This window comes from Micromonospora qiuiae, from assembly GCF_016863555.1.
Lineage (GTDB): Bacteria > Actinomycetota > Actinomycetes > Mycobacteriales > Micromonosporaceae > Micromonospora > Micromonospora qiuiae.
The window spans coordinates 1-16,720 of record NZ_BOPC01000045.1; the positions used below are offsets into that span (position 1 = coordinate 1).

Annotated in this window: 18 protein-coding genes; 14 read left to right on the top strand and 4 right to left on the bottom strand. The window is 70.6% G+C overall.

Annotation, left to right across the window (positions count from 1 at the left end):
• The 3 genes from Vqi01_RS17015 to Vqi01_RS17025 all read left to right on the top strand — a co-directional run.
• Positions 1–272: hypothetical protein (locus Vqi01_RS17015; protein ID WP_204035786.1), on the top strand; the 272-nt coding region annotated here is incomplete at its 5' end.
• Positions 269–1,360: a hypothetical protein gene (locus tag Vqi01_RS17020; protein ID WP_204035787.1), complete on the top strand. Its 1,092-nt coding sequence runs from the start codon at positions 269–271 to the stop codon at positions 1,358–1,360. The genes Vqi01_RS17015 and Vqi01_RS17020, both read left to right, overlap by 4 nt.
• 32 nt (positions 1,361–1,392) lie before the next feature.
• Positions 1,393–1,581: a hypothetical protein gene (locus Vqi01_RS17025; protein ID WP_204035788.1), complete on the top strand. Its 189-nt coding sequence runs from the start codon at positions 1,393–1,395 to the stop codon at positions 1,579–1,581.
• A gap of 41 nt (positions 1,582–1,622) precedes the next feature.
• Here Vqi01_RS17025 and Vqi01_RS17030 read toward each other — a convergent pair whose 3' ends face one another.
• The 4 genes from Vqi01_RS17030 to Vqi01_RS17045 form a co-directional block, all read right to left on the bottom strand.
• Entirely contained in the window at positions 1,623–4,649 is a 3,027-nt protein-coding gene (locus tag Vqi01_RS17030) for a Tn3 family transposase (protein ID WP_204035789.1), read from the bottom strand.
• 68 nt (positions 4,650–4,717) lie between these two features.
• Positions 4,718–5,149, bottom strand: a complete 432-nt coding sequence (locus Vqi01_RS17035) for a hypothetical protein (RefSeq protein ID WP_204035790.1) — start codon at positions 5,147–5,149, stop codon at positions 4,718–4,720.
• A 414-nt stretch (positions 5,150–5,563) separates the two neighbouring features.
• The gene (locus tag Vqi01_RS17040) at positions 5,564–6,406 is read right to left on the bottom strand and encodes a hypothetical protein (RefSeq protein ID WP_239098449.1); all 843 of its coding nucleotides are present in this window, start codon (positions 6,404–6,406) and stop codon (positions 5,564–5,566) included.
• A complete protein-coding gene (locus tag Vqi01_RS17045) occupies positions 6,403–7,440 on the bottom strand; it encodes a ParA family protein (RefSeq protein WP_204035791.1) in 1,038 nt (345 codons plus the stop codon). The genes Vqi01_RS17040 and Vqi01_RS17045 overlap by 4 nt, the downstream gene beginning before the upstream one ends.
• Positions 7,441–7,693: 253 nt before the next feature.
• On the opposite strand from Vqi01_RS17045, the gene Vqi01_RS17050 reads away from it, so the two are divergent.
• The 11 genes from Vqi01_RS17050 to Vqi01_RS17100 all read left to right on the top strand — a co-directional run bounded on the left by Vqi01_RS17050 (position 7,694) and on the right by Vqi01_RS17100 (position 16,714).
• Positions 7,694–8,122: a hypothetical protein gene (locus Vqi01_RS17050; RefSeq protein ID WP_204035792.1), complete on the top strand. Its 429-nt coding sequence runs from the start codon at positions 7,694–7,696 to the stop codon at positions 8,120–8,122.
• A gap of 83 nt (positions 8,123–8,205) precedes the next feature.
• Positions 8,206–10,101, top strand: a complete 1,896-nt coding sequence (locus tag Vqi01_RS17055) for a ParB/RepB/Spo0J family partition protein (protein ID WP_204035793.1) — start codon at positions 8,206–8,208, stop codon at positions 10,099–10,101.
• Between the two features lie 133 nt (positions 10,102–10,234).
• Positions 10,235–11,785: a hypothetical protein gene (locus Vqi01_RS17060; protein ID WP_204035794.1), complete on the top strand. Its 1,551-nt coding sequence runs from the start codon at positions 10,235–10,237 to the stop codon at positions 11,783–11,785.
• Between the two features lie 421 nt (positions 11,786–12,206).
• Positions 12,207–12,749, top strand: a complete 543-nt coding sequence (locus Vqi01_RS17065) for a DUF6919 domain-containing protein (RefSeq protein ID WP_204035795.1) — start codon at positions 12,207–12,209, stop codon at positions 12,747–12,749.
• Positions 12,746–13,102, top strand: a complete 357-nt coding sequence (locus Vqi01_RS17070; protein ID WP_204035796.1) for a hypothetical protein — start codon at positions 12,746–12,748, stop codon at positions 13,100–13,102. Before Vqi01_RS17065 ends, Vqi01_RS17070 begins: the two co-directional genes overlap by 4 nt.
• Entirely contained in the window at positions 13,099–14,160 is a 1,062-nt protein-coding gene (locus tag Vqi01_RS17075) for a tyrosine-type recombinase/integrase (RefSeq protein WP_204035797.1), read from the top strand. Before Vqi01_RS17070 ends, Vqi01_RS17075 begins: the two co-directional genes overlap by 4 nt.
• Before the next feature lie 93 nt (positions 14,161–14,253).
• The gene (locus tag Vqi01_RS17080; protein WP_204035798.1) at positions 14,254–14,637 is read left to right on the top strand and encodes a hypothetical protein; all 384 of its coding nucleotides are present in this window, start codon (positions 14,254–14,256) and stop codon (positions 14,635–14,637) included.
• A gap of 121 nt (positions 14,638–14,758) precedes the next feature.
• The gene (locus tag Vqi01_RS17085) at positions 14,759–15,055 is read left to right on the top strand and encodes a hypothetical protein (protein ID WP_204035799.1); all 297 of its coding nucleotides are present in this window, start codon (positions 14,759–14,761) and stop codon (positions 15,053–15,055) included.
• 7 nt (positions 15,056–15,062) lie between these two features.
• The gene (locus Vqi01_RS30790; RefSeq protein WP_239098450.1) at positions 15,063–15,593 is read left to right on the top strand and encodes a hypothetical protein; all 531 of its coding nucleotides are present in this window, start codon (positions 15,063–15,065) and stop codon (positions 15,591–15,593) included.
• 255 nt (positions 15,594–15,848) lie between these two features.
• Positions 15,849–16,046, top strand: coding sequence for a hypothetical protein (locus Vqi01_RS17095; RefSeq protein WP_204035800.1), 198 nt, complete (start codon positions 15,849–15,851; stop codon positions 16,044–16,046).
• 275 nt (positions 16,047–16,321) lie between these two features.
• Positions 16,322–16,714, top strand: coding sequence for a hypothetical protein (locus Vqi01_RS17100; protein WP_204035801.1), 393 nt, complete (start codon positions 16,322–16,324; stop codon positions 16,712–16,714).
• Positions 16,715–16,720: the final 6 nt, after the last annotated feature.

Genomic DNA, 16,720 nt, shown 5'->3' on the forward strand with positions numbered 1-16,720 from the left:
TCGGCCGCTGCGCCCAGGCGATCGCTGACGGGGACTGGTACTACCTGGCCGACAAGGCCGGCGACCTGCGCAACCGGGTCGAGCAGTTGGAGACCGCAGCTGCCGAGGCGAACGCGGCGAAGGTGCCCGGCAGCCAGGCCGCAGCCGTGCTGGCCGAGGTCGTACGCCGCGGCGGCAGCTACCGGGCGGTCAAGGCACTGCACGCCGCCTCGTTCCCGCCCGGCACCCGCCGCCCGGAGCTGGTGCGACGCCCGGCAGACGGTCCGCAGTGACCGTCGCCAGAGTGCGCTACACCGCCAGTGATGTGCCGGGGCTGCGCCGGGACCTGGCCGACTGGTACGGCGGACAGCAGGGCGTGCAGTTCTACTTCAACGCCATCCAGGCCGGGCAGCAGCACCTACGCCCGCCCGGCCCGGCCGACCGCGTCGCCGTCCAGTTGGCCGCCGCCGAGACCGGCCGGCTGCGCGACGCCGACCTCTGGTACGTCGACGAGGATCTGTGTGCGTTGCTGGGCGCCGCGCACCCGTCCATGCCGGCGTTCGCGCCTCGGCCCGAGGACCTGCCGTCGAAGGTCGGGTTCGCCCTGTTCGCCGAGCCGATCGCCTTGTACTCCGGGCAGGAGACCCGGGTCGACGGCGTGGTCGACGCGATGGCCCGTGCTGACGGCGACGACACCATTCGCGAGGTCGCCGACCGGCTCTACGGCGAGAACGTGCGCATCGTCGCCGCCTCCTGGGGGCCGGTCAGCAACCCGAACTGGCGCTCCGGCGGCCTGTGGATCTCGTTCTACTCCCCGTCGAACCTCACCAACGACGGCATTCTCGACGAGGTGACCGCCCTGCGGGCCCGGGCCATGCTGCCCCCGCTGACCGTCGACAACGAGGCGGCGATCGCGTGGCGTCCCGACGGGGAGCCCGCCGACTCCTACCAGCTGCACGGCGGCGACGGGCAGGACGGCACGATCGCCTGGACCCGCCTCGTCTTCGCCACCTTCCAACTCGCCGCGCAGGCCAATCTCGCTGAGACCGAACACCAGCCCACCCCGCGCCCGGAGCGCCGGCGTACCGAACGCGCCGGGCTGCCGCCGCGCGACGTGCGGATCGTGCGGCTACGCCGCAGCCTCGCCGGCGACCGCGACGCCGAGCAGGCCGGCGCCGGCCGGGAATGGCGGCACCGGTGGGTCGTACGCGGGCACTGGCGCAACCACTGGTACCCGTCGCTGAACGACCACCGACCCAAGTGGATAGCCCCCTACCTGAAGGGCCCGTCGGACGCTCCACTGATCGGCGGCGACAGGGTCAGCGTCGTCGGCATTCCGAAGAGTCGGGAGTCCGACCCCTCGATGACGGACAACACGTGACCACCGAAGCATCTGACCAGCGAGGGCGTGTGATGACAACAGTTGACGAGCACCACCGGCGGCTGCCGGGCGGCGGGTTCACGTGCCAGCGGTGGGGATGCACCCACGTCAGCGGGCAGCCCATGGTTCTCGAACCAGACGTCGCGCAGGAGATGACCGACGTCGGCCAGGACCCGCCCGCCGACGAGGTCCACCGAACCCCCGGCCAGCCGCCGTTCTGAGCGGGCTGCGCCCGACGGACGACCGTCGGGCGCAGCCCGTGTCAGCGGTGTGCCGGGGTGACCTCGGCCAGCCGCAGCGGCCGGTAGCCGTCGGTGTCGAGTTGGGCGAGTTCGCCGTCGATGTCGACCGAGTGTGTGCCGTAGAAGTGGACGTTCTCGTGGTGGGTCGGCCAGATGTGCGCGAGGACCTCGTCGTCGACCTGGCGGCCGTCACGGCGCAGCGCGCCGACGGCGAGGCCGTGGTACTCGGTGGACCAGCAGACGATGGCGTTGGTGGCCAGGGTCAGGCACCACATCTGTTCGGTCTGCTGCTCGTGGTGGCGGCGGCGCAGCGCTCCCTCGCCGGCGTAGGCGAGGGAGCGGCGCAGGGCGTGCAGGTTCTCGCCCTTGTTGAGCTGCCGGGAGATCCGCCGCCGGTAGGTCTCGTCGGCCAGGTAGCGGGCGGCGTAGACGGTGCGGCGCAGCGCCCCATATTCCTTGATCGCGCTGGTCAGCGCGTTCTGCTGCCGTTTCGAGGAGCACAGCTTCCCGACGACCAGCGCGGCGGTGGCGTGGCCGCCCTGCACGCTCGCGGCGACGCGAAGCAGGTCGTCCCAGGTGCTCGTGATCAGGTCGGTGTTCAGGCGTCGGGTCAGTAGGCCGCCGGCCCGTGGGTAGCGGGCGAGGAAGTCGGCGTTCGGGCCGGTCCTGTAGAGGGTGATCTTCCCGAGGTCGCGGATGCGCGGGGACAGCTGCTTGCCGACCAGGTCGAACAGGGCAAAGTTGGCCAGGGTGGCGCCGTGGGTGTCGGTGGCGTGCTCGAACACGGGGAGGTCGGTGGCGTTGCCCAGCAGCCCGTCGAGCACGTAGTGCGACTCCGGCGCGGTCGCCACGATGACCTTCGTGTCGAACGTCGAGTGCTGGTCGGAAACGTGGGTGTAGGTAGAGACGCCCTGGCCGCGAGCGAAGTACCGAGACAGGTGCCTCGCCGTGATGCTCTTGCCCTTGACCGGGAACCGCTGACCGTCCGAGGACGACAAGGTGCCCGATCCGAACGCCTGGGTGAGCGGGAGCCGATGGTGGTAGTTCACCACCGCGGCGTTGGCCGCCTCCAGCGTCTCCGGGCGGAAGTACCACTCGGCGGTCCAGGCGAGCACGTCGTACGGCACGCCGCAGGACTCGGCCATCGCCGACAGGCCCATGTTCGTAGCCTCCGCGATGATCACGTACATCAGGTTGCGTTTCAGCTCGGCCGGCCGGTTCACCTTCCCACCGGCGTGCACCAGGTGATCGGTGAACCCGGTCCGCGCGTCGACCTCCACCAGCACCGACGCGATCGGCACCCTCGGCAGCATCCCGGTCAGCTCCGCGCGCAGCGCGTCAGCCTCGGCGGGCACGTCCTCGGCGGTCAACGGCGGGATGATCAGCTCGCCGTCGTCGGTGAGCCGGACCTCGCCCGGGTTGCCCTTGGCCAGCTGCGTCTCCAGGTCGGCCAGGGCGGTGTGCAGTTCGTCGTCGGCCTGGGCGAGCGCGTCAGCGGCCTCGACCGGTTTGCCGACCAGGTGGCAGAACTCCACCTTCTGCGGTGCCCACGCCTCGGGCGTGAGCAGGAACGACGCCGGATCGGCGTACCGGCGCGAGCCGGGCACGAACACGTCACCGGAGCGCAGCCCGTCGCGCAGGCCGACCAGCACGGCCAGCTCCCAGTACCGGCGGTACGCGGTGACGTCCCCAGCCTGCTCCGCGGCCACCAGGTAGCCGGCCCACTTCGTCGGCACGAACCCGACCGGAGCACCGGCCGGAACCTTACGGGCACCGGTGGCGTACAACTCAGCCAGCACGCTCACCGCCTGCAGCAGTTGCTCGGTACCCGGGCCGCCGGCGAACTGGACCGCCGCCAGCACAGCCGGGGCGAACTGGCGCAGGTACGACATCGACGCATCCAGCATGCTGAGCTGCCCGTGGTCGCGCGGCAGCCGCTCGCGGCGCTCGGCCCACGCCGCCCGCATCCGGTCCATCCCGATCCGGGAGCGCAGCAGAGTACCGATCTGCTCGTCGCCGATCCCGGTGTCGAGCACGATGGTCAGGATCTCGTCCAGCAGCGCCTGCCGGTTCTCCCCGCCCTTGGCCCGCTCGGCCAGGGCCTCGGCGACCTTCTGCTTCGCCGCCGCCTCCCGCCCGCTGATCGCCTGGTCGAACAGCAGCAGCGTCTCGTCCAGCACGTCGACAGCCGACTGCGCCAGCAACGTCAGCAGGATCGGATACCGGCGCTCCGGCTCGCGCCGCTGCAACGCCTGCCCGGTCAACCGCCGCCCGATCCCGGCCAGGAACCGGCGCCGCTCCGCCGGCAGCATCGACAGGTCCAGGGTGTGCGCGTCCAGCCGGCGCAGGTAGGCCAGCTTCTCCAACTCCGCCTTCACCGCAGCCGGGCTCGACGACGTCGGCCCCACACCCAGCCACGCCAACGGCGTCCGGCCGAGATAAGCGTCCGGGACCAGCAACAGGTCCAGCTCCGCGCACCGCCTGTCGGTCAGCAGGTGCCGCACCCGCGACCACGTCTCCGTCCTGGCCCGAGCCCTGGCCGCGGCCACTCGCCGCAGCAGCAGGATCACCCCCGGCCGCACCACCCGCGACGACAGCAGATACTCGCAGGCCAGCCGGAACAGCAACTTCGGCGAGTCGTGCTCCATCGCCCGAGCGAACAGGAACTCCTCCAGGTCCTTCCACTCGGCGGTGTCCATCGACCGCCAGCCGGCGTAGCCGGCCACCTCCCGCAGATGATCGGTACGGGTCTGCACCCGCTCGCCGTACCCGCGCAGCTCACCCATCGCGATCCCGAGCCGCTGCGACAATCGGCCCACCACGGCGTCCGGGGCCCCCGCCACCTCGTCGGGCACGAACCCGAGCCACGGCAGCGTGCACAGCTGCACCGCCACACCCAGCACGTTGCGGCCCGTGCGGAACTGGCGCACGAACGCCTCGTCCGCACCGGTCAACGTGAAGTACCGGATCAGCTCGGCCCGGCTGATCTCCGGGAAGCCCCGAAGCCGCGCCAGTTCCTCCGCCGAGAACACATCCTGAGTCGCCACAAACCCACCGCCCGAGCATCGACCGTCACCGAACGGGACGGGACGCTACGGCCGGGTAGAGAGCTTGATCAACCCTCAGTTCTTAGCGTTGTTTTTGGTCTGGAAACTACGGACGGGCCAGCCTGGGCCAGCTCGGCCAGCCATGACCAGGGGTGTTCCTCTCCGGACTCCTCGTCGTCGGGAAGCACGACGGCCAGGACGTCCTGGGTGAGGCTGTCCCGAGTCTCGTGCAGCGGAATAACGCCACCACCGGGGGCGCCGGTTGATCGGGCGGTGAGAGTGAGCCCACGTTCCGCGTGCAGGAGCACGCGCCGGCCGTCCTCCAGCTTCACGAACTCACTGACGATGAAGCTGCGGGTGCACGCATCCTCGGGGTAGGCCCGTGCGAGATCACAGGTGGCGCCCAGGCCGACAACGCGGCCGGGTTCGACCTGGGGAAGATTGGTGGGAGCGCGGTAGGCGCCCGGGTACGGGCGCCAGCCTGCTTCCTCGCTGCTCACTGTCGCACTCCCGACGTTCCCGTGGCCGATTTTGCTGATACTTGCACAAACCGTGCCATCTGATCACCGGTTACGACGTCGTGGGGAAGTAGCGGCGGTTGGTGATCAGGGGCTACACGTGAGGTCCACGGGGGTCCCCGTAATACATCTCAGAGGGGTCGACGATGCCGGGCAGATCGACGTCGGTGGCGCCGACCAGCTCCACACCGACCGGCGGGCCGCCGAGCAGGCTGCCCAGGACGCCTGCGCCGAAGCTATCCGGCAGGAGGGGCCGCTGCCAGCGCCGCCGCCGTCCGAGCCGACGCGCCGAGGCTCACGCCGAGCGGCTGCAGGCCCGGCTCGACCAATTCTGCGCCGGCTAGGAGTAGCTGACCGGGAGTCAGGTCGAATGACTCCCGGTCTCCGCTGGAAAGGTCAGGCTTGTGGTCGACGACCACGCGGCCGGTCGGCGGGAAGGTGGGCGTCCAGGGCCGCCACCACTACCTCGGACCGGTTGATGCGACCGCCCAATGAGCGCGAGCCTGCGCCGAGCTGCTCCTGGACCCACGCGACCAGGGTGTCGATGACGTAGAGCTCTCCGACTAGTGGGCGGATCGGCAGTTGAACGCGGCGTACCTTGCCCGCAGCGCGCCGCTGCGCCGAGGTACGTCGCCATGGGAAGGGCTCGTCGGCGGCCGCGGCGGCCGGCCGGCGAGCCTCCGCGACCAGCCGGGGCAGATCGGCCAGGTGGGCGCGCAAAGCATCGAGAACCAGCTCGGTGTTGCTCGTAGAAGTGCGCCGGGCTCTCTCGAAGCGGGCCATGAGAGGCGCCGGGACACTGAGCACTGTGGGACTGACCACCAGCGCGGCGGGATCGTCCGGGTCCACCGATAGGTCCGGCAGGTCGGTGACCCGTGACGTCTCGGCCCCCGACGTCTCTGCCTCCGTAGGAGCGGCTTCGGCGCGGACCGGGACCGAGCTAGCCCGGCTCGGGGTGGCCGAACTGGGCTCGAACGTGTTTGGGCTGGCCGGCGCTGGTGATTCCTCGACCGTTGGAGTGGCGGCCTCGGTGCGAGCAGCGGCTACTTGGCCGCCCGGCGCCGATTCCGTGTCATCAGCAGCGCGCTGGGCGGCCGGCGGCGAGGTCGGGGCGGATACTGGTGCCGTCCGGTCCGCGCTGACCAGACCGGTCAGAGACGCACCGCGACCGAAGCCCTTGAGCTTCGGTGCTGGCGGGGTGTACGTGTTCGGGCTGTCCTGCTCGCTCACGTCGCTCACATCGGCTCCAGTTGGCTGAATCGGGTGAAGACCTCGGCGGCGAGGTCCTCGTACTCCTGGGCGACCTTGGTGGCCTCGGTGCTGGGCACCGGCCGACCGGTTGCGGTGCCAGCGCGTATCTCCCACCACTTCGGGCCCTCGGCTTGCTCCAGCTCGTGGACCAGCTGCCCCCGGTCTCGGCAGGACTTGGCCACGGACGGCATGTAGCGGATTACCGAGTTGAACACCGGCGCGTCGGTGCCTGCGGCCTGCAGGTCCGCCTCCAACTCGGCGCGGACCTGACGCCGCTGCCCTACCTCGTCGCCCTTGCGGCCGACTCGGTACTGGAATCCGAACATGGCTACGCCGAGCAGCTCCAAGGGCTCGTTGATCGTCATGGCCCGGCTGAACCGCTCGGCGACGCCGGACAGGCCCTGCCGGCTGGCCTGGTCGAAGCTCACCGGCACCAGCGCGGCCCGGCTGGCGACCAGCACCAGGTCCTGCACGTTGATCTCGCGCGGTGGGCAGTCGATGAGGATCCAGTCGTACTCGTCGGCGATGGTCGCCAGAACCTCGGCCAGCGCCAGGCGAGCCCGATGGGCGTGGCCGCGGGCCGTCTTGCCGAAGATCATGCCGTTGACCTCATCAAGGGCTGATCCGCCGGGGATGACGTCCAGCCAGGGCCGAACGTTGCGCAGCCGGTGCGGCACGGTGCCCGCCTGCAGGGCCGTCATCAGGCCCTTGCCGTCGTCGCCGACCAGGACTCCCTCGGGAACCCGTCCGTCGACCGGCACGTCTTCGGGCTTGAGGTAGCCCAGGTCCAAGCCGAGGTTTCCCTGCGGGTCGCAGTCGATGACGAGCACGCGCCGCGGTGAGTTGGCCTGCTCTGCGGCCAGCGCCAGCAGGCCCGCCAGGTTGGCGGTGACCGACGTCTTGCCTTGGCCACCCTTGCCGTTGAGCACTGCGAGTACGCGGCCGAGGGCTGGCCGTAGGCGGCGCGACAGCTCGATGGCCGCTACTAGGTCTGGGTCGAGCCCCACTTGTCCGAATGTCATCGGTTTGCCTTCTCTCTCACGCAGAGGGGGTGTGTGCGTGTGCCTATCACTTACGAGCCCCATCGCGCCAGGTGCCGCGCGCTCCCCCGCGCCGTAGATCACACAGCCGATCACCAGCACAAACGCAAACGGGCGTGCAACAACCCGCGCGAGACGGCGCGCGTGCGAGACGGCGCGCTATAGAGCGCGCGATAGCGCAGACGACAACACTCATCACTTGACAGGCGATGTTGTCAGAACCAGAGTGGACGGTATGACAAACGATGCTGTCAGCAGCAGCGCGGAAGATGTTGCAGACAACAGGGCATCCAAGATTGGCCGACCCCTGGCAAACAACATCGGCCGCGATGACGTGCCCAACCTTGTCTCCGACCTCGCATCACTCCTCACGCAACCGATCGGAGGCGACAGCGTGAGCGCGTTGCCTCAGGACCGGCATCTACGGCGGCTAGCTGCCTTGATGGCGATCCGAGCAGCGGCGGATGACCTGGCAACAGCGGCGGCGTTCGACGCCGCGAAGCACGGTGCGATGTACCCCGCAATAGGTGAAGCAGCGGGGATAACCCGCCAGGCGGCACGCGTGCGATGGCCAGGTCTTGCGGACCTGGCTAGGAAGGCCCAAATCAGAGCCAACAACCCCGATCCGGGTGCCACCAAGGCGACCCCCGAAGAGGAGTTCTGACCGTGACCAACGACGTACTCCACCCTGCCGCTGTCGAAGTAGATGTTTCCTGGGTATCGCAAGCTACTGCTGCAGTGCGACCCGTGTCGGCGCGCCTGGCCAGCGTGGTTACTCACCCGGCCAACCCACGCAAGATCCTGGGCGACCTGACTGACTTGGAGACATCGATCCGAGAGGTGGGCGTGATCCAGCCGCCGGTGGTGCTGCCTGCGGCCCGGGTCGCCGCAGCCTGGCCCGCGCACGCGGAGAAGCTCGCTGGCGCGGAGTGGGTGGTGTTGGTGGGCGCCCGTCGGCGTACCGCCGCCGGCCGTATCTACGGCGATGACCCGGACGCCACGCTGGACGTGCTGGTGCGCGAGGACGGGATCGCCGACGACCCGTTGGCACAGCTGGATGTGATGACCGCCGAGAACGTGGCCCGGGCGCCGTTGATCCCGGTGGAGGAGGCTCGCGCGTTCGCCGAGCAGGAGGCCGCCGGCCGTACGCAGCGGGAGATCGCGGCGAAGGTCGGCTGCTCACAGTCGCATGTGTCCAAGCGCCTGAAGTTGCTTCGGCTGCCCGAGGTGATGCTGGCCGAGCTGGAGACCGGGCAGAGCCCCGACGATGGGGACCAGGAGCAGCGCGGGCGGAGGAAGCCGGCTCTGCAGATCAAGGACGCCCTGGCGTTCATCGACGCCGCCGGTGACGACCAGGAGCTGATGCTGACGGCGTACCGGCTGCGCGATGACCGCCGTCACCACTGGACTCCTGTCCAACTGGTCACCGAGGTGCGCCGGGACCGGGAGCGGCAGGAGCAGGTCGACGCGGCGACGAAGAAGCTGGCCGCTGAGGGCGTCCCGGTGATCGACAGCGCCATGCAGAAGTTCGGTGACGGCTACTGGCAGCGGCGCCTGGACGGGGCCAAGGCCATCGCGAAGGCCCGTAAAGACGGCGCACTGGTCGCTGAGGTCAACACGTGGGGGCAGATCACCTACTACTTGACTGCGGGGAAGCCGAAGGCGGCGGACAACCGCACCCCAGCTGAGCAGAAGCGGATCACCGACGAGCGGGAACGTCGCAAGGCGATGACCGCGCGTGCCGAGGCCGCCGCCGCGCTGGCCGCCCAGGCGCCTAAGCTGCCCCAGACGGCCGCGGACATCGTCGACGCGTGGCTGTGGGCGCCGGGCAACGAGTGCGCGCAGCTCGCCCACAAGTGGCTGCTTGCCGTCGGTGTCGGCCCGGAGCCGAGCCTGCCGAACTACCAGTGGTGGGAGCAGGTCCGCCGCGCTGACTGGCCCACCCGCGTGCATGCCGCGCACGCTCTCGGCCTGGCCCGGCGCGAGGTTCAGGCCCGCGCGACCTACCGGTCGTGGACGTCCACCGACGCGGCCTGGCTGGCCCGGCTGACCGAGGAGGCCGGCTACACGCCAAGCGCGTGGGAACAGGCTCGCCTGGACGCCATTGACCCGCCGGAGGCCGCGCCGGACGTCGAGCCAGCCGGGACGCCGGAGCGAGTGTCGCTGGTCTTCGACGCCGACGACGCGTGCTGCTGGGTGCTGCACTACGACCTGCAGGTCGACGAGCCGGCCGCGTATGCCGAGCACCTGACCGACGCGGGCGACGTCGAAGCCGCCCAGGCGTGGGCGGCCGAGCTGCTGGCCGACCGGCACCGGATCGAGGCCACCGGCTGGACCGACGGGCAGCTGCTGCCCGGCCGGCGGGCCCGCATAGCCGTCCACGCCGGCGATGCTATGGCGGCGGCCGGGACGGTGGGGGAGTGGCGGCTGCTGCACGACGCGGTCGACGACGTGTGGCTGCTGCTGGCCGACGACAAACCGCACGCCGACCACGACGGCCTCGGCGCCGCCGAGGTCGACCAGGCGTGCCAGTGGGCCAGTGGCGTACTGGCTGACGCGGCCGTGGTGTGCCACGGGTGGACCGCCCGCGCTGACGGCAACGCGGTGCTCGAGTACGTGGCCGACCTGACGGGGGAGTGCTGATCGTCTGACCGCCACCGTGGCGTCTTGGCCGAGGCCTGAACTATGCCGGGACGCCTGCGGTGGCCGCCAGAGGGCGGCCCCGGTGGTGTCCGACCGCCACCCGCGATCCCTGCAAGGAGAGGACGCAGGCGACATGATCGAAGCAACGCGAACCTCCCGGCCCGGTGGGCCGGACGGCATGACGGCGGCCGCAGTGGCCCGCCCCGGCCTGCTAGAGCGGCTGGACGAGATCCTGCGGGCCGCGCCGATGCGCAACCACGCCGACGACCTGGCCGCCCGCGACCGAGGCGACCACGACCACGGCGCGGCTCTGCGGCAGCTCGACCAGGCAGAGCTGCTGATACTGCTGTACAACCCGGTGAGGGTCGGCGCGGCCTACGCCGACTGGCTCAAGCGGGAGCTGGCCGAGCAGGCCAAGACCGCTGAGCCGCTTACGTCCTGGAACCAGACCCACCTGACGATTTCTCCGCTGCCCCGGTGGAACCGGGACCGCTTGGGCTTTCTCTGCGCTGTCGGCTGCTGCGACGACGGATTCTGGCAGGTCTGCGAGATGGGCAGCAGTGACAGCACCTCCCTGATGTGCGTCGGCTGTGCTCGCAAGTACGAGAAGCTTCAGCCCTCGGACGTGTGGGCGCCGCGCACGCCGCCAGCCCACGGAAAGCTGGTCCACCCAGGCATCCTCGGCGACGAACCCTGCGACAACACCATGGGACTGACCGGCAGCACCGACCGCGAGTGGCTACTCGGGGAAGCGAACGCGTTCCTCGTCGGCGACTGGCTGGGCATGGAGGTCAGGCCCCAGTTTCGGCTGACGGACAACCCCGCCAGGCTGGAGATCGTCGGGCGCACCACCACAGCCGGGCATCGCTTCGACCTCACAGCGTCGTTCGTCTATGACCCGGCGACGCTGCACCTGCATTACCGCGACATGCCCAACGGCTTTCGCTACGAGACGGGCACGCTGACCAACCAGGACGGCACCACGGCTACCATCGACGACCCGTTCATCATGCTGAGCGCCATCGACGCTGGCGAGGATCGCTTCGCCAGCATGGTCGGCACGGCGGGACCGGCCAGTCCTTACCTGGCCGGTCCCGCCATCACCGTAGCCGAGTCCACCAGACCGGAATATCGGTACTTCGCCGTCGTTGAGGTCGACGCGGACGGCCACGAGTTGGCGCGCTACTCCGGCAGCATCAACGACCCCGAGTGGGACGTCGCTGCGGCAGACCGGCGCGAGCGGGACCTGGCGGTCGCGGCCATCGGCGGCCAGTGGCGCCCCCGGCATCCCGCTGCGGTTCGATGGGGCGTCCAGGTGTTCACCGACCGCCATGAGGTAGACGCGCTCCGCGCGGAGGCCGTGGCCCGGGCGCACCCGGACCCTGACGAGGAGCTGGCAGTCAACCTCGACGAGCCGCAGCGGGACGCCGAGGACACCGATAGCCACACGGTGGTCGGCCTGGTGCCCACCCCGCCCCCGGACCGTCCCAGCTTGGCGCCCTCGAACGTGGCTCTGGCGATCGGCGCGGCCATGATCGCCGGAGCGCTCTTCGTCGCTGACACGGAGACCCGGCTCGCCACGTTCGCCGGGATCTCACTGGCCGCGCTCATGGCCCTGCTAGCTCGGGCGTTGCGGGTCAGCCGGCTCGGGACGCAGCGGGCCGAGGCCGACAAGCAGCCCTGAGCGGAGTGCAGACCCTAGCCGAGGTTGAGGGAGGGTGGATTCCGTGGAATCCACCCTCACCGCCAAGATCAACTGTTGATGCCTCCATAAGTGTTCTTATCGAGGCGCGAAAACGTCCCACCCGACCCGTACCGTTCGACCCGACCTGTGTCGTCTGCCAAGGAAGGTGAGGCACTGCCAATGAAGCTGAGGCACCAACGGGCCGTGCTCGGACGCCGAGCCCGTGTGCTGCGGCTCCGCTCCCGACGACGCCGCGACTTGCCTCAGGTCCAGTGGCAGACCGCGCACCCGGACCCTGCCAGTCAATCTGAGGCACCCCACCCGCCGGCCCCGCCGCACCCCGGCCGCGTCGGGGTGAGCGCCAGGATGGTGCCTCAACTCAACTGGCAGACGACAACCATCGACCCCGCGAGGGCGTGACATGACGCTGACCTGGGCAACCGCCACCACCCTGACCGAGCTGGGAGAGCTGACCGCACGGTGGCTGACCGGGGATCTTGACGAGACCCCCACCTACTGCGGGCCGCCCGATGAGGAGACCGCGACGCTGGTCCCGGTGCTGGCCGCCATCAATCGCGCCGGGTTCGTCACCGACTTCTCCCAACCGGGTGAGCCGCTTGACCGGGGTTGGCAGCAGCGCGCCGCGCTATCCGGCTTCGTCGACGCACCCACCTGCAACCGGCTCGCCGCCGCGCTCGCCCCGACCGACCTGATCCTGCTGCACGAGCACGACGACAGCGGCATCCGGATCCCGGTCACCCTCCAGTACGGCGCGGCCCACACCTGGGTAGGTGGCTTCCCCGGATTCGAGTTCTGGGAAGACGAACTCGGCCAGGCCGCGCTGCACGCGCTCGACGCCGCCTGGTACGTCACCGTCGTGGACCCGGTCTGGGGCCGCGCCGACCACCTGTGGCACGTCCTTGCCGGCGCGCTGGACCTGCCCCACCCGGAGGTGAGCCGATGATCCGGGTCCGGATCGTCGCCGACGGCGTCGACGAGCTGCACGCGGCGGCCCTCGCCATCGGCCAGGCGCTGACCGTGACCCGGGAGAGCCAGCCCAGGCCGCGCCGATCCGGCGACGGCGTCAGCCTCTACCTGGACGCCGAGCTGCCGCCGGCCGACCTGGACCCAGACACGCTGGACGCGCTGGACCGGGCCCACCCGCTGAACCGGTGCGGCCGGGACGGCTGCGACGGGTACGTGCCGCTGCACGACGCCGAGCTGGTGCCGACCGTGACCGACGACGGATTCCGGTACGCCCGCTGGCATCCGGCGTGCCTACGGGCCGAGCAACGCAAGCGAGGGATCACACGGTGACTGCCCTGTCCGGGGAACTACTGCCCGCCGCCCGGCCGCCCGCCATCACCGCGGTGGCGGGTGACGGCGGTGACGGGCTGGAGGCGCTGCTGCGGGAGTGGCTGATCGGCTACCAGTCGGTCCACACCCGGTCGGCGTACCGGCGCGACCTCGCGCACTGGCTGACCTTCCTCTCAGCGTCCGGGGTCGACCCGCTCACCGAGGCCCGCCGGGTACACACCCATGCCTGGTTGCGCGCCCAGGAGGTCGCCGGCACCGCGTCTGCGGCGACCCGGGCCCGCCGCCTTGCCGCCGTGTCCGCGTTCTACTCGTGGTTGATTGCCGAGGACCGCACCGACCGGGCCAACCCCGCCGCCATCAACCCCAAGCAGAAGCCGAAGACCGACCCGACCCGCCCTCGCACCGCCGGCCTGTCCCGCGCCCAGGCCGAGGCGCTGCTCGCCGCCGCCGACGCCGACACCGGCCCCCAGGCCGCCCGAACCGCCGCGATCGTTGCTCTGCTTCTCTATACCGGGCTGCGTGTGGGAGAGCTTGTCGGTGCCGACGTCGAGCAGCTCGGCCACGACCGCAACCACCGCGTCCTGCGCTTCACCGCCAAGGGTGCCGGTGAGCACCTGGTGGCGCTGCCCGCTCCGGTGACCCGCCGCCTGGACGCCTACATCGCCGCCCGGCCCGACCTCGCCGAGGCCCGCGTGCCGGTGGTGGCCGGGCAGGCCGGGGCTTTGCCGCGCCGGCCGCTGGTGGCCACGGCCAGCGGCGCCCGGGTCGACCGGGGCGCGGTGTGGCGGCTGCTGCGCCGCCTGGCCGCCACGGCGAAGATCCCGGTGAAGATGAGCCCGCACGTGCTGCGGCACACCTGCGCCACCCTCGCCCGTGACGCTGGAGCGCGCCTGGAAGATGTCCAGGAGCAGCTCGGGCACGCCGATGCGCGGACCACCCGCCGCTACGACCACGGCGGGCAGCGTCTCGACCGGGCGCCGGCCTACACCCTCGCTGCGTACCTCACCGCCGCCGGCGACGGGCATTCTGCGGAATCACCAGATGGGGAGACGGCATGACCGCCAAGGCGCGCACCTCAGCGGCGTTGACCACCGGCAGGATCAACCAGGGTCAGGGCGGACCTGACCCCGGCCCGATTCGTTGAGCAGGCCATGACGGATGTGCACCACCTGCGGGAGACCCCGGCGCGCTACTACGAGGTGCTGGGACGGGTCATGTCAGCTCTGCGTGAGACTGGTGCGCTCAACGGCGCCACCCATCTCGACTGGTGGCCCGGCAACGGCGGCCGAACCTGGGAGATCGAGTGGCAGGGCGGCCCCTTCCCGGCTGAGGTCGCCGCGCGGCTGCTGGGGGCACCGGAGCCTGGCGTCGGCGACGACCAGGGCGGTCACGCGGTACACGGCCTGATCTCGCCCGGCCGGGGCGAGAACGAGCGCGCGCACCTGGTCGTGCTCGACGTGCCGGTGAACCTGCGCGCTATCGAACCGATCGGTACCAGCCAGGTCTGGGCAACCCTCACGCTCACGCGGGGATAGAGGAGTCCGGATCGCGGCGCTAACGCCGAGCCGCCAGCTCGCCGCCCGATGGCTACCGGCAGCTGCTGCTCTCACAATCGCGCACATTCGCGTGATGACCTGATGCCATAGGGTTACCGGCATGGTCAATGTGGACGACGAACTGGACCACCAGGGCATGGCGATCGAGCTGATCGACGCCTTCGCCGAGCACGACGCGGCGGGCCTGGCCGCGCTCGACGCCGCTGGCCGGGCAGCGCAGGTCCAGGCCCGGCAGGCGCTGTACGACTACGTCGACCGGATCTGGGAGGACGCCAAGGCCCGCGGCTTGAACCCAGCGGTGCGATCGGACTGGAACGCCGTGGCGGGGCTGCGGGACCTGACCAATGCGCTGGTCGAGCAGGCCGGGCAGGCGCAAGCCGACGCCGGCGAGGACTGAGCAGCCGATGACCGACACCGGCTCGCGTGAGGCCGAGATCCGGGGCCTGGTCGCCAGTACCGCGATGCTCGGCCGGGTGTCCGGGCGTGAACCGTGGCGCGAGCTGCTCCTGCGGTTGACGGGAGGCCGGTGGCCGCGCCGGTCCGGCTGGCCGGTCGTGCCCAGGCTGGCCACGCCGTGGCAGGACACCGTCTCGAACGAGCGGATCGGCTGGCGGATGCGCGCGGCGAACCTACGCGGCCACGACCACGATGACGCTTCCGTACGCGATGAGTTCGTGTTCGCGGTCGACTACCAGATATGTCGCCGGTGCCGGATCGGCTGGGTCGAGCAGCCGCACACCCTGCCGGCCTACCGCCGCCGCGGCTTGGCCGCCGCCGGTCTCGCGGCGCTCCGCAGGGAAAACCCAGGCTTCGCCTGGCACACGCTCGGAGGGCACATCGACGGCTCGCCGGCGTTCTGGGACACCATCGGCGCTGACGTCCCGGGTGGTTACCGGCCCCGCCGGGTGTGCGAGCACGTCACCGCCGGCGGCTGAACACCCATCACCCACCTCCCGCCCCGGGGCTGGCCGATCCGGGGCATCGTCGGCATCCGCCGGATGCGCCTCGAACAGATGTGCGCCGTCACCGGCGTGTCGAACCTGGACAGGGGCGGGGATGTGTCGGGTTCGTGGGATACCGTCATTCCTCGGCACTGCGGTTGTCACCAACCGTGGACCTCCTACCGTCCGGCGCCGCTTCTCGGAGCGACCGCGGGGCTCCGAACCCCGGAGCCGGAGAGGAGGAACACGGTGCGACAACAGCCGGAGCAGGACCCTCCGCGGGTCACCTCGCGAACCGAGCGGGTGTGGCAGATCGCGAGGCCTGCGCTGGAGCTGGCCGCCCTGATGGCGGCCTACAACCAGCGCGAGGGCCTCGCCGTGGCGGCGAAGGCCCTCGCGGTGCTAGGGCATGCGACGGTGAGCTGGTTCCTAGGCCTGCGCCGGTGATGCCCGGGGGCGGGGAGCGTCAGCTTCCCGCCCTTCTCTTTTGCTACGTCATACATCCTAAGACGTAGCAGAGCTTATACAAGGACCGGCTGGTGTGTTGACTCAATCCGTTCTGCTGAAGAGCAAACTCACTACCGGCTGCACCGTGGTCATCGAGTACCCGTCACGATGAGAGTCCGAAGATGCTCTCGTAGAGGATCCGGTACGCCTCTGACATTGCCGAGAAGACTGGGGCAGAACCTCCTGGAGGTTCGAGCGGCGGTAGCGTCGCCGACATGAGCGTGGACTGGGGTCGGCTAACACCGACGTTGCGCGCCGGCGACTGGACCTGTCCCGACCACGGCCGAATCCGTCCCACCTCCAGCGGGCCGGTGCCAACCTGCCCGCACTGCGACGTCGTCGCCCACCAGGTCCGTGTGACCCGCGACGGGCACCGCGAGTTCGTCGCTCCCGTCCCGGCGCGCTGCGCCGGGGCCGAACGCCACCCGCTCACCGCCGGCCGGTACCAGCTGAGCTGGACGCCCTGCCCCTGCCCGCCGCCGCACACCCACCGCGGGCATCACACCTGGACGTGCCACTGCGGTGCCGCCACCCACCATCCGCCGGTGGTTGATCCCTGGAGGGGCGCAGTAGCCGTGCCGGTGGCAGAGGCGGCCCGGCGCAGGTGATGCTGC

Excerpts from the sequence above, each read along its gene's own strand:
- Vqi01_RS17025 (WP_204035788.1), top strand. The coding sequence starts at position 1,393 with ATGACAACAGTTGACGAGCACCACCGGCGGCTGCCGGGCGGCGGGTTC.
- Vqi01_RS17045 (WP_204035791.1), bottom strand. The coding sequence starts at position 7,440 with ATGACATTCGGACAAGTGGGGCTCGACCCAGACCTAGTAGCGGCCATC.
- Vqi01_RS17050 (WP_204035792.1), top strand. The coding sequence starts at position 7,694 with ATGACAAACGATGCTGTCAGCAGCAGCGCGGAAGATGTTGCAGACAAC.
- Vqi01_RS17060 (WP_204035794.1), top strand. The coding sequence starts at position 10,235 with ATGATCGAAGCAACGCGAACCTCCCGGCCCGGTGGGCCGGACGGCATG.
- Vqi01_RS17065 (WP_204035795.1), top strand. The coding sequence starts at position 12,207 with ATGACGCTGACCTGGGCAACCGCCACCACCCTGACCGAGCTGGGAGAG.
- Vqi01_RS17070 (WP_204035796.1), top strand. The coding sequence starts at position 12,746 with ATGATCCGGGTCCGGATCGTCGCCGACGGCGTCGACGAGCTGCACGCG.
- Vqi01_RS17080 (WP_204035798.1), top strand. The coding sequence starts at position 14,254 with ATGACGGATGTGCACCACCTGCGGGAGACCCCGGCGCGCTACTACGAG.
- Vqi01_RS17085 (WP_204035799.1), top strand. The coding sequence starts at position 14,759 with ATGGTCAATGTGGACGACGAACTGGACCACCAGGGCATGGCGATCGAG.
- Vqi01_RS30790 (WP_239098450.1), top strand. The coding sequence starts at position 15,063 with ATGACCGACACCGGCTCGCGTGAGGCCGAGATCCGGGGCCTGGTCGCC.
- Vqi01_RS17100 (WP_204035801.1), top strand. The coding sequence starts at position 16,322 with ATGAGCGTGGACTGGGGTCGGCTAACACCGACGTTGCGCGCCGGCGAC.